This is a genomic window from Winogradskyella psychrotolerans (assembly GCF_018860565.1).
Taxonomy (GTDB): domain Bacteria; phylum Bacteroidota; class Bacteroidia; order Flavobacteriales; family Flavobacteriaceae; genus Winogradskyella; species Winogradskyella damuponensis.
This window is the reverse complement of record NZ_JAHKPS010000009.1, coordinates 199,153-211,432: the sequence shown is the minus strand read 5'-3', so window position 1 is coordinate 211,432 and position 12,280 is coordinate 199,153. Positions and strand designations below refer to the sequence as shown.

Annotated in this window: 15 protein-coding genes; 8 read left to right on the top strand and 7 right to left on the bottom strand. The window is 32.2% G+C overall.

Translation table 11 applies throughout. From position 1 onward, the window contains the following. The first annotated feature begins 44 nt into the window (after positions 1–44). On the top strand, positions 45–452 hold the full coding sequence (locus KO504_RS03480; protein WP_215924934.1) for an acyl-CoA thioesterase: 408 nt from the start codon (positions 45–47) through the stop codon (positions 450–452). Here the strand turns inward: KO504_RS03480 and KO504_RS03475 are convergent. The 5 genes from KO504_RS03475 to KO504_RS03455 are packed head-to-tail and all read right to left on the bottom strand — an operon-like array spanning position 447 to position 3,999. Beyond that, positions 447–1,052: an IMPACT family protein gene (locus KO504_RS03475; protein WP_215924933.1), complete on the bottom strand. Its 606-nt coding sequence runs from the start codon at positions 1,050–1,052 to the stop codon at positions 447–449. The genes KO504_RS03480 and KO504_RS03475 overlap by 6 nt on opposite strands. Continuing rightward, entirely contained in the window at positions 1,052–1,903 is an 852-nt protein-coding gene (locus KO504_RS03470) for a DMT family transporter (protein WP_215924932.1), read from the bottom strand. The genes KO504_RS03475 and KO504_RS03470 overlap by 1 nt, the downstream gene beginning before the upstream one ends. Beyond that, on the bottom strand, positions 1,900–2,511 hold the full coding sequence (locus KO504_RS03465) for an HAD-IA family hydrolase (protein WP_215924931.1): 612 nt from the start codon (positions 2,509–2,511) through the stop codon (positions 1,900–1,902). The genes KO504_RS03470 and KO504_RS03465 overlap by 4 nt, the downstream gene beginning before the upstream one ends. A gap of 36 nt (positions 2,512–2,547) precedes the next feature. Continuing rightward, positions 2,548–3,558 carry a bifunctional diaminohydroxyphosphoribosylaminopyrimidine deaminase/5-amino-6-(5-phosphoribosylamino)uracil reductase RibD gene (ribD, locus tag KO504_RS03460; protein ID WP_215924930.1) on the bottom strand — a complete coding sequence of 337 codons (1,011 nt, stop codon included), beginning with the start codon at positions 3,556–3,558 and terminating at the stop codon, positions 2,548–2,550. Continuing rightward, positions 3,559–3,999 carry a hypothetical protein gene (locus tag KO504_RS03455; RefSeq protein ID WP_252723611.1) on the bottom strand — a complete coding sequence of 147 codons (441 nt, stop codon included), beginning with the start codon at positions 3,997–3,999 and terminating at the stop codon, positions 3,559–3,561. Between the two features lies 1 nt (position 4,000). Between KO504_RS03455 and KO504_RS03450 the strand changes: the two genes are divergently transcribed. The 5 genes from KO504_RS03450 (at position 4,001) to KO504_RS03430 (ending at position 8,948) form a co-directional block, all read left to right on the top strand. Then, a complete protein-coding gene (locus KO504_RS03450; protein ID WP_215924928.1) occupies positions 4,001–4,558 on the top strand; it encodes a GNAT family N-acetyltransferase in 558 nt (185 codons plus the stop codon). A gap of 3 nt (positions 4,559–4,561) precedes the next feature. Then, on the top strand, positions 4,562–5,434 hold the full coding sequence (gene prmC, locus KO504_RS03445; RefSeq protein WP_215924927.1) for a peptide chain release factor N(5)-glutamine methyltransferase: 873 nt from the start codon (positions 4,562–4,564) through the stop codon (positions 5,432–5,434). Further along, entirely contained in the window at positions 5,421–6,107 is a 687-nt protein-coding gene (locus KO504_RS03440) for a hypothetical protein (protein ID WP_215924926.1), read from the top strand. Before prmC ends, KO504_RS03440 begins: the two co-directional genes overlap by 14 nt. Positions 6,108–6,109: 2 nt before the next feature. Further along, complete coding sequence (gene ligA, locus KO504_RS03435; protein ID WP_215924925.1) at positions 6,110–8,104, top strand: NAD-dependent DNA ligase LigA; 1,995 nt, start codon at positions 6,110–6,112, stop codon at positions 8,102–8,104. Positions 8,105–8,207: 103 nt separating this feature from the next. Further along, positions 8,208–8,948 carry a hypothetical protein gene (locus tag KO504_RS03430; protein WP_215924924.1) on the top strand — a complete coding sequence of 247 codons (741 nt, stop codon included), beginning with the start codon at positions 8,208–8,210 and terminating at the stop codon, positions 8,946–8,948. Positions 8,949–8,959: 11 nt separating this feature from the next. On the opposite strand, the gene KO504_RS03425 is transcribed toward KO504_RS03430, so the two are convergent. Together KO504_RS03425 and KO504_RS03420 are read right to left on the bottom strand one after the other, a co-directional pair. Next, entirely contained in the window at positions 8,960–9,874 is a 915-nt protein-coding gene (locus KO504_RS03425) for a bifunctional metallophosphatase/5'-nucleotidase (RefSeq protein WP_215924923.1), read from the bottom strand. An 89-nt stretch (positions 9,875–9,963) separates the two neighbouring features. Further along, positions 9,964–10,722 carry a 5'-nucleotidase C-terminal domain-containing protein gene (locus tag KO504_RS03420; protein WP_215924922.1) on the bottom strand — a complete coding sequence of 253 codons (759 nt, stop codon included), beginning with the start codon at positions 10,720–10,722 and terminating at the stop codon, positions 9,964–9,966. Positions 10,723–10,793: 71 nt separating this feature from the next. On the opposite strand from KO504_RS03420, the gene KO504_RS03415 reads away from it, so the two are divergent. Beyond that, positions 10,794–11,312 (top strand): DUF6913 domain-containing protein, encoded by a 519-nt coding sequence (locus KO504_RS03415; RefSeq protein ID WP_215924921.1) that lies wholly within the window; start codon positions 10,794–10,796, stop codon positions 11,310–11,312. Beyond that, positions 11,312–12,196 carry a 4-hydroxy-tetrahydrodipicolinate synthase gene (dapA, locus tag KO504_RS03410; protein WP_215924920.1) on the top strand — a complete coding sequence of 295 codons (885 nt, stop codon included), beginning with the start codon at positions 11,312–11,314 and terminating at the stop codon, positions 12,194–12,196. The genes KO504_RS03415 and dapA overlap by 1 nt, the downstream gene beginning before the upstream one ends. Positions 12,197–12,280 lie beyond the last annotated feature (84 nt).

Here is a 12,280-nt window from a genome sequence, read left to right as displayed (position 1 = left end):
GATTTTTAAAATTACAATATTTTTTCTTAATCTAAGATTTATATATGAATTATAATGAAACTAAAATAAGAGTACGCTACGGCGAGACAGACCAGATGGGCGTTGTGTACCATGGGAACTATGCTATATATTTTGAGGTAGGTAGAACCGAGTGGTTACGTGAGTTTGGACTTAGTTATAGCGGAATGGAGGCTGATGGGATTATGTTGCCAGTAGTTTCATTGTCTATAAATTACAAAAATTCAGCACGTTATGATGATGTGCTTAAAGTAAAAACAACACTTAAAAAGATGCCAACCGCAACCATAGAATTTGAATATGAATTGCGAAACCAATCTGATGTTTTATTGGCTACCGGGAGTACAATTTTAGCATTTATTGACACGAAGAAGAATAGGCCTACACGATGTCCAAAATATCTTTTAGACAAACTGCAAAATTATTCGTTATAATTCATCGATAGTTACACCGAAAAATTGATCGAACAGTTCAAATAGTTTAGAACTGTGACTTTTTCTGACAGATATTTCTAACAAACAATTTAATTCTAAGGTCTGATTTGTAATTTCAACAGCATTCTCTTTTAAAATTCGCATCACTTTGCTCATGTTTTTATATTCGAATTTGAGCTGAAATTTTTTATTAATTGTTTTTTCTACAATTTTTGAAGCTTCTAATGCTAATTGCGCACCTGTTCGGTAAGCATTAATAAGACCACCAACTCCAAGTTTTACACCTCCATAATATCTTACTACTATAATTAGGATGTTGGTAACTTCAAAAGATTGTATCTGACCGTAAATTGGCATTCCTGCAGAATTGTTAGGTTCGCCGTCGTCATTAGCTCTGTATTGAATAGCTTCTGTTCCTATTTGGTAAGCGTAACACCAATGTCTGGCGGCATAATGCTCTTTTTTTATGTCTTCAAGATGTTGTTTTACTTGTTCTTCTGTGGTAACAGGAAAAGCAAAACCATAGAATTTACTATTCTTGTCTTTAAATAATTCGCCTTGAGCAGGAGTTGTTATTGTTTTGTATAAATCGTTTTCCATTATGCTAAAGTGACTAATGCTATTGAAATTAAGGCTAAAATAATACCAATCCAGTTTTTCTTGGAAATATCTTCTTTAAATAAGACTAGTCCTATTAATGTTGAGAGTGCTAAAATAGCAATGTGATTAATGGTGAATAGGGTTGAACTTTCGGTGTTTTCTACTCTTAATGCTAAAAGTAAAAAGTGAATAGAACAGTAATTAACAAGACCAAGGGCAATACCAAAGGGAATACTTATTAGTTTAAGTTTGTTTTTAGATTGAGCAAGGCTTACGAGTAATAGGATAACACCAATGAGGGCTGCCATGGCAAAAATAGTTGCCGAGAATAAAGGAATATTATCATCTGGAGCAAAATAATTTATTGACGTATCTATAATTCCAGATCCTAAAAACAAGATAACAGGTAAATATATAGATTGGGTTAGTACAACATTTCCTTTTTGTTTTACAGAGGTTAAATAAACAGCAACCAAAGCTAATATGATCCCTAATATTTTTTGAGTACCAACACTTTCCTTAAACACCACAATACCAAAGACTACAGGGATGATAACGCTCATTTTACTAGCAACAGAAGCGACGGAGAGACCGTTTTTCTGAGCGGTTAAGGCCATAACATTAAATATGGCGATAAATAAGAATCCGAGCATGATAGCAGCGATAAACCAATCCGTTTGAATGATTTCTGAAGGTACAATTTGTCCCTTATAAAGTAAAAAGCCTAAGAGGAATGCTGTAAAATAATTAACAACAATACCTTGTAGGGTATTAACTTCATATTTTTTGAAGAGTTTAAATACTACAAAAATAGCGGTAGAAGAAAGGATACTGATGAGTAGATATATCAAAAGAGCGCTTTTTTAGTTTCAAAAAGTGTTACCACATCTTCTTTAGTTTCGTCTATATTCCATATATGGAATCCCATGTTGGCAGCAGTATCTGTATTGTCTTTGGTGTCATCGACAAAAAGACATTCATTAGCTACGAGTTTGTTTTCGTTTAAAACAAATTCAAAAATAGCCTTATTAGGCTTTCTAAGATGAATCTCTTGAGACAAGTAAAAGACATCAAAACAAGCTTTAAACTCTTCATAAAATGAAACATTTTCTTTTATGAAATCAATATGCATATCATTGGTATTACTCAATAATATAAGTTTGTATTTGTTCTGTTCTGCTAATGTTTTAATGAATTCTAATCGGTGCTTAGGAAACTCTTTAATTATAAAATTCCAAGCATCAATAAGTTGTTTTTCAGTAATGTTTGGAAACTTTGTTTTGTAAAACGCAATAAATTCAGAAGTAGAAATTTTTCCAACTTCGTATAATTCATTGGTTCTAATCATATCGTTTTCAAAAGTTTCTAAATTGAAGACGTCTAAAGCATTTTTCATAGCACCTTGTTTGTCAAGGTTGATAAATACATCTCCAAAATCGAAAATTAATGTTTTAATCATGCTGTATATAATATTGTATAGAGATTATGTTACGTCTTAAAACGAATGTGGTCTCATTATTTTTAGTTGGTCTTTTAAAATATGATGTTCCTGAATGGTTTGCCCTTTAAGTTTAGGTGCTTTTGTACCGTTCTTAAATTCGGAATTGCCTATAAAAATACGTGCTTCATCCCAAAGGTGTTCATCTATAAATGTTTGTAGTGTTGTTGCTCCCCCTTCAATAATAACAGAGTTAATACTTTGCTGATGTAACAATTTTGCAATTTGAGTGGCTATCGGTTTGTCAAAATCAATAGTTTTATTGGTAAGTCTTATGGTTTTAGCGTCTTCATTAAAAATGTTGTAGTCTGAGTTTAATTTTGAAGTTTTGTCCAAAACCACTCTAATAGGATTTTCGCCCGACCAATCTCTAACCGTTAAATTCGGATTGTCTTCTATAACCGTATTGGTTCCTACTAAAATAGCTTGTTCTTCTACTCGCCATTTATGTACGAGTTGACGCGAGTATGTGTTTGTGATCCATACCGGTTTTTTTTCGTCTTTTTGGATAGGAGCAATAAAACCATCGGCAGTTTCGGCCCATTTCAATATAATATAAGGACGCTTTTTGTTATGAAATGTAAAAAATCGCTTGTGATGAATTTTGCATTCATTTTCTAAAACACCAACAGTAACATTACAGCCAGAAGCTTTTAATTTGGCTATACCTTTTCCTGCAACTTCGGGGTTGTCATCAATACATCCAATGACAACATTAGGGATATGATGCGATATAATTAAGTCACTGCAAGGAGGTGTTTTTCCATAATGACTACAAGGTTCTAGCGTAACGTAAATAGTGCTTTTTGATAAAAGCGTTTTATCTTTTACCGAGTTTATGGCGTTTACTTCTGCATGATTACAGCCATATTCGCTTGTAAAGCCTTCTCCAATGATGTGGTCATTATAAACAATAACAGCACCAACCATCGGGTTTGGTCTGGTGGTTCCTAATCCGTTTTTAGCAATTTGTAAACAGCGTTTTATATAGATTTCGTGTTGTTTCAATTACAATTTTATTTTTACATCTTGGATTTCATCTATAGAGTATGTTGACGAATACCCCATAATTTTATATTTAATTTCGCCTTTAATATGCACTTTTAACTTTTGTAAAATTAAACTGCCTAATAGGCTTCCGAGATTTTTGTCATTTGTAAAACTATCGGTTTCAACCTTAATAGTCAACGGAATGGTAAATTTCTCTCGTTTAGGGACATCGAATTCTTCTGAAACTACTGATGCCAATTCTAATTCGTTAATATAGACTTTAAGATCGTCTGTTTTTAAAGTTCCGCCAACATCATTTTTATTTAGAAACAAAGCTTCCGCTCTAATCGTTATGTTTTTAGAATTGGAGTCGACAACCTCAAAATCCTCTAGTCTAACAAACTCTGGTTTTTTTGTAAAAGAGCAGTTGAAAAGTAATGTAAAAATTAAGGAAAACATTATGAGTCTTTTAAACATAAAATTGTTTTTATATGTATTTTTGGTTTTGTCTAAAAAAGAGAATTTAGTGCGTAAAGATACTATTGTTATTCGAGAAATTGAAGCCAAGGACAATCCTAAAATTGCTAGAGCAATTCGGAGTGTTTTAATAGAAATGGGAGTGCCAAAAGTAGGTACAGCTTATGAAGATACAGCCTTAGATTGTATGACAGAAACGTACAGCCAGTCTAAGAAAGCGTATTTTGTAGTTGAACGCGGTAACGATATCATTGGAGGTGCAGGAATTTCGCCTTTAGATCATTACGAAGGTAATGTGTGCGAATTACAAAAGATGTATTTTATGCAAGAAGTCAGAGGCAAAGGTTTAGGAAGCGAAATGATGAATACATGTTTAGATTTTGCTAAGCAATCTGGTTTTGAACAATGCTATTTAGAAACCTTACCATATATGGAGGATGCTAGTAAATTATATAAAAAAGTGGGGTTTAAGTCTATTGAAAAACCAATGGGAGATACAGGGCATTATTCGTGTACCGTTTGGATGCTTAAAGATTTGTAAATAATGGTTTTAAAAGAACTTCAACATATATTTCATATTGAATTAGATGCTATTTACGGTAAGCATGAAGTCGATAGTTTTTTCTATTTATGCACAGAACATTATTTGAATGTGCCAAGAATACAGTTGACTTTAGAGCCAGGATTAGCAATCACTAAACCTGAAACGGATACGTTTTTTAAAGTTTTAGAGGATTTAAAACAGCAAAAACCTATTCAGTATATCTTAGGTGAAACTGAATTCTTCGGATTACCATTTAAGGTGAATAAAAATGTATTGATTCCGAGACCAGAAACAGAAGAGTTAGTGGATTTAATTATTCGTTCTGTGACGTCGCTTGTAGTTGATAAACCTGTGATAATCCTAGATATTGGAACAGGATCGGGATGTATAGCGATTGCTCTTGCTAAAAACTTGCCTAATGCCAAAGTTTATGCTTTGGATGTGAGTAAAGAAGCGTTAAAGATTGCTAAACAAAATGCAGAAATCAATAAGGTTGACATTAATTTTATTGAGGCTAGTATTTTAGATGATACTTGTCATTTAGCATTTGAAGCGGAATCTAATTTTGATATCATTGTTTCCAATCCACCATATGTAAGAAACTTGGAAAAAGAAGAAATTAAGCCTAACGTTTTAGATAATGAACCGCATTTGGCTCTGTTTGTAGAAGATGGTAATCCGTTGTTATTTTACAAAGCGATTACCAATTTTGCGATTAAAAAGTTAAAAGATAAAGGGAGCTTATATTTTGAAATTAACCAATATCTTGGGGAAGAAACGCAGCAGTTATTAATAGATGCCAATTTTGAAGCGATTGAGTTGCTCAAAGATTTGAATGGGAATGATAGAATGTTGAAAGGTGAGAAAGGATAATATGAGAGTTTTAGTGTCCTTAATCGTTTTTATAATTTGCTTTTCTTGTAAAGAGAAAAAAGAAGAGATTATTGATATAGAAAATAAAACTGTAACAGATACGCATCAAACTTTAAATAAAGAAGACGAAAAACAAAAATTAAAACTCCAAGAATTACAAGAGCGATTTTATCATATAAAACTTTATGATGATGAAAAATCAAGAGATACAATTGTAGGTTTCGATTTTTTAGAAAGTGATGCTAATTTAGATTACACTTTCGATTATGAGCCATTTATTAAAAGATTATATTCTGATTCTATTAGTTTATATACTAAAAATATAGAAATTGTTTTTCATAAATCTAAGTTCGAAAAAAACAAAGCCAAACTTACTTACGATAGTGATAGCTTAAATATTACTCAAATTGATAATCATGATGTTATAGGGACTGAGGGTATTCCGAATAACTATATTTCAAAAATGTATTTAGATTTAAGTAATAACCATGTTGAAATTGATAAACGTTATTTTGAAGACCTATACGAACCAAATTTCGATTTAACTGAGGCGTATTATTACGATAAAGAAATTATTATAACAATGGGAAATAGTGATGGCTATTTAGGCTATAATGTCACTTTTTTTATTGATGAAGAATTAAACATAAAGCGAATAATTTACATTCCCTAGAAATGAATACAAAACAAAAAATAGAATCCCTTAGAGAAGAACTGCGTCAACACAACTATAATTATTACATTTTAGATGATGCCACCATTAGTGATTATGAGTTTGACATAAAACTCAAAGAACTTCAGGCGTTAGAAGAAGCAAATCCTGAGTTTTTTGATGCCAATTCGCCAACGCAACGGGTTGGAGGAGCTGTGACTAAGAATTTTAAAACTACGGTTCATGATTCTAGAATGTATTCGTTAGATAATTCGTATTCCAAAGAAGATTTGTTAGATTGGGAAACCCGAGTAAAAAAAATGGTCGATGGTGAGGTTAGCTATATTTGTGAGTTAAAATACGATGGTGCCTCTATAAGTTTAACTTATGAAAATGGTAAATTATTAAGAGCTGTAACTCGTGGAGATGGAGTACAAGGAGATGAAGTGACTGCAAATGTAAAAACAATACATACGGTTCCACTTCAATTAAAAGGCGATTATCCTGAGCGTTTTGATATAAGAGGAGAAATAGTCTTACCGATTGAAGGATTCCTAAAAATGAACGAAGAACGCGTTGAAAATGATGAGGAACCATACAAAAACCCAAGAAATACAGCGTCGGGAAGTTTAAAGCTGCAAGACAGTGCTGAAGTGGCAAAACGTCCTTTAGAATGTTTGTTATATAGTATAGTAGGGAATAATCTAAATATAACGTCGCAATTTGAAGGCCTGGAAAAAGCGAGATCATGGGGATTTAAAGTGCCGCAAGAGGCTAAATTGGTTAGTTCTATTGATGACGTTTTAGAGTATGTTGAATATTGGGATGAACACAGATATAATTTGCCATACGAAATTGATGGAGTAGTGGTTAAGGTGAATAATTTATACCAACAAGACGAATTAGGCTTTACGGCCAAAGCACCACGTTGGGCAATGGCTTATAAATTTAAAGCCGAACAAGTGTCTACGCGACTCAACGAAATTACTTATCAGGTTGGTCGTACCGGAGCTATTACGCCAGTGGCCAATTTAGAGCCAGTGCAATTAGCAGGTACGATTGTAAAGCGGGCTTCCCTTCATAATGCCGATCAAATTGAAAAGTTAGATATAAGAGAAGGAGATGAAGTGTTTGTTGAAAAAGGAGGAGAAATTATTCCAAAGATTATTGCTGTAGATTTATCTATGCGTCCAGTTAATTCGGTACCTACAACTTATATTTCAAAATGTCCAGAATGTGACACGGAACTTGTTAGACTAGAAGGTGAGGCTAAACATTATTGTCCTAATTATAAAGCTTGTCCTCCTCAAGTCATCGGACGAATTCAGCATTACATTTCTAGAAAAGCAATGGATATTGATGGTTTGGGAGGTGAAACGGTTGCTTTATTAGTTAAAGAAGGTTTGATTCATAATTATTCTGATTTATACGAATTAACTGTTGAACAGGTGATTCCGCTTGAGCGTATGGCACAAAAAAGTGCTGAGAATTTGGTAAAAGGGATTGAGCTATCTAAACAAATTCCATTTGAACGTGTATTATTTGCGTTAGGTATTCGTTATGTTGGTGAAACCGTAGCGAAAAAATTAGCCAAGCATTATAAATCTATAGATGCCTTAATGTTTGCTTCAATATTAGATTTAGTGACGGTTGATGAAATAGGTGAACGTATAGCAGAAAGTGTTGTTGAGTTTTTTAACTCAGAAGAAAACAGACAAATTGTAGAGCGTTTGAGATCTTTTGGAGTACAATTAGAAATCTCTGCCGAAAAACTAGCTAATCAAACAGATAAATTAAAAGGGCTCTCTATAGTTGTTTCTGGTGTTTTTGAAACAATCTCTCGTAATGACCTTAAAAAACTAATAGAAGATAATGGAGGTAAAGTGTCTTCATCTATCTCATCTAAAACGAGTTATTTAGTAGCTGGTGATAAAATGGGGCCAAGTAAGCTTATTAAAGCAGAAAATTTAGGTATTTCTATACTGACAGAAAAGGCCTTTTTATCTAAATTGAAGTAAATTCTTACATAAAAAAGGCTATTTATTCGATGAAATGCTTGTTTAATACGTTAAAGTGTAAAAAAATTGTTTATATTTGCTACCGTTAATAAGGGATTAATTAATGTTAATAAAAAAAATTATAAAGGTAGTATTATTGCTCTTAGGTGGCCTCTACGTTTTACTTCAAGGTTTTGCTTTAGAAGTAGAAGGTGATACTGTTGGAGCTATATCGTTTATATTACTCACATGGCTATATATAGGATGGACAAAACATAAGTCAAAATTGTTTTTGTTGTTTTTAGTGGTTTTTACCATTGCGCAAGTATTAGGTTATATTACTTGGTATAGTCCAGATCTCAAGGAAGGACAAACAGATTATTTGTATTACATATCTAATATTCTAAGTATTGCTTCTTATGGTTTTCTTATAATTAAAATGTTACTTCAATTAAATCTCAAAACAGTTTTTTCAGAATTAGCTATTCCGGTAATAGTATTGGTTGTTTTAGATGTTTTTTGTGTATCATTAATATCAAGCACAACAGAAAATGTTTTTAATTATTATGAGTATACGCTAGAGTTTGCGTACAACTCTGTGGTAATGATACTTTTATCTATGGCTTTAATTAATTACATGTATAGGAATAATAATAAATCAATGCTGTTTTTAATAGGTTCTATATTTATTGTCTTTTCAGAAATTATGCAATTAGCCTACTTCTATATTTTGGATGATGATAATAGTTTAGGTTATGTTTATTCGTTTTTCTTAGTGGTTGCATTTGTGTTTTACTATATGCAATCTCAACATATCGTTACTGATCCAATTCCATTATATTCAGATGATAGTGTAGAGGTTTGATTTTTAGGGTGCTAAACTATAATTGAAGCTCCTTCAGATGAGACTTTTTTACCGGGTTCAAAATAAAAGTCAATTTTACCGAGATACAAGCCATAGGCTCCAACTTGATTGACAAGCACATTTTTTCCTATACTGTTTTTTTCAATGGTTGGTTTTGGTAAAAAGGTGTGTGTATGTCCTCCAATAATAAGATCAATATCTTTTGTGGCTCTTGCCAAGGTAATGTCGCTAACTTTATCTGGAGCATTTTTGTAGTAATAGCCAATATGAGATAAACATATCACCAAATCACACCCTTGTTCTTCTTTTAAAATACGAGACATATCTTGAGCAATTTCAATGGGATGATGATAAACAGTTTCTTTATACATGTTCTTATCGACTAAGCCGTCAAGTTTAATTCCAAGTCCAAAAACGCCAATCTTAATCCCATCTTTTATAAAGATTTTATAAGGTTTAACATGTGTGTCCATTACTGTATTTGAAAAATCGTAGTTGGCTGAGACAAAATCAAACTTTGCATGAGGAATTTGAGCATAAAGACCGTCAATGCCATTGTCAAAATCATGATTACCAATAGTTGCTAAATCATATTTTAGCATGCTCATTAGTTTAAATTCTAATTCGCCTCCATAGTAATTAAAGTAAGGTGTTCCTTGAAAAATATCACCTGCATCTAATAGTAAGGTGTTAGGATTGTCTTGTCTTATAGAGTCGACTAAAGTGGCACGTCTAGCAACACCTCCTTTATTAGCATTTCTGCCATCATCTGGTCCAAAAGGGTCAATATGACTATGCACATCGTTGGTATGTAGTATTGTTATTTTTTTTGTTTTGGAAGGACTAAAGGATTGTAAGCTTAAGCCTCCAATACTAGCTAGAGCTGTTGCTGCTGTAGATTTTTGTATAAATTGTCTTCTTTTCACGTGTCTTGTGTTTATTGGTTTTTAACATTCACTTGCGCTTTTCTATTGCCTATTTCAAAGGTGATAGCTTTTTGTGTGCAGTTGGTGTCTTAATCCTTTAATTGTATAAAGCGTTGGTCGCGTTTTGGGTTTAATGTGTCTTTCTTCTTGAAATTGTCAATTAAGACATCTCTAATTTTATAATTTAAGACATAAGTGTTTTCATTAGGCTTAAAAAACACCATGCCATCTCCGCCATTATAGAGGTAGTCATTAGTAGCTACATAATAGGTTTTTGATTCGTCTATCGGTTCTCCGTGAACTGTAGCAGAACTAATAGCGCCGTTTTTATCTAATACTAACTGTAGTTGATTAGAAACAGGGTGCGCGCGTTTGGATTTAGAAAGATATGTCATCATTTCATTAACTTGTTTGCCTTTTATAGCGGTTACGATTACAGAATTTTCAAAAGGCATAATTTCGTATGCTGTTCGTATTGTTATATTTCCTTTAGAAATGATAGAACGTATACCTCCGTGATTAAGTAAAACAAAATCTATGTCCTTTCCTGTTCTCTTATTAAATACAAGATTGCTTTCAGTATAAACGGCGTCAGCCATTAAATTTCCAATTGCAGTATTGTAATCACCATCAGTTTTGGTGTAGGTTTCTTTAGCATAAGAAATAACACTATCCATATTTTTATTAACGTGTTCACGATAAGGTTTAATAAAATTTTCAATGGCCAGATTAGGTTTAAGCGTGTCGTCAATTTCAAGACGCTTACCTTCAATCTTTGAAATTTTTGTTGATGCACAAGAAAATATGAGCAGCAGAATACCGAGTTTTAAAATATGTTTAATAGTCATTGAATAACTTATAAGGAGTTTGTAATAAAATGTGAGTGCTTTTCTTAAATTTGCACAAAGGCTAAAGATAAATGATTTTAAAAGCATTTAAAGAAAAATCAAATCGAAAATATGTGAACAAATTGTTGACAGAGCGTAAACCTACGGTAAACAACAATAAAATAAAGACAATTGCAGTATTACTTAATGCTAGCGAATTTCATGAATTTGAAGTGTTTAGAGTTTATTTTAAAGAATTGGGATTAACGTCTCCAAAGCATAAAATTGTAGCCTTTACTATGGATGATAAGTTAGAGTATAACCAATGGAACGCACATTTTAGTCCAAAAGATTTTGGGTGGAAAGGAAAAATAAAAAATATCGACTTAGAAGATTTTATTAATGAGCCTTATGATATGTTGCTTTGCTTTTATAAAAATCCTGTATTGCAATTAAACCTTATAACTGCAGCTTCAAAAGCCAATTTAAAAGTAGGAATTTCTAATGAAGATGAACGTTTGTATGATTTAATAATTGACGTAGAGTTAAAGGATATCAATATTTTTAAACAAGAATTAAAAAAATACTTAAACATTTTAAAAAAAATATAATGACCAAATTTATAGGAACTGGTGTAGCATTAATCACACCTTTTAACGCTGATTTAAGTATTGATTTTGATGCTTTAGAGCGTTTGGTAGAATACAATATTGCCAACGGTACAGATTATTTAGTGATAAGCGGAACCACAGGAGAAAGTGTAACTGTTACCGCTGAAGAGAAAAAACAATTAATAGTATTTATAGCTAAGGTAAATAATGGAAGATTACCATTAGTTTTAGGTATTGGAGGAAATAATACAGCAGAAGTTGTAGCTGAAATAAAAGCTACAGATTTTTCTGCTATTGATGGAATTCTATCGGTTTCTCCTTATTATAGTAAACCAACTCAAGAAGGTGTTTATCAGCATTTTAAAGCTATTGCAGAAGTGTCGCCAAAACCAATAATTTTATATAACGTACCAGGAAGAACATCGTCTAACATGTTGCCAGAAACTACTTTTAGATTGGCAAAAGATTTTGATAATATAGTTGCTATTAAAGAAGCGGGTAATAATGTACACCAATATTTAGAATTATTACGAAGTAAACCAAAAGACTTTTTAGTGTTATCTGGTGATGACGATTTAGCATTGGGTGTTGCCTTAGCTGGTGGTTCAGGTGTTATCTCTGTTATAGGACAAGCACTGCCAAAAGAGTTTTCTGAAATGATACGCTTAGGTATTGCTCGTAAAGCAAAAGAAGCTTATGATATTCATTTTAAATTAATGCCTATTACAGGGTTAATATTTTCTGAAAATAACCCTTCAGGTATAAAAGCAGTTTTAGAAGTGTTAAATATTTCAAAATCACATGTGCGTTTACCGCTTGTAGAAGCTACAGATCAGCTCAAAGAAATGATTAAAAAAGAGTTGAAGTCATTAGGGAAAAGTTAAACTTTATATAAATAGGTTTTTAGCATAATAACATCACTTACTTTAGCATATAATAATTTTTTTTAAATCCGTTAATAATGCTTA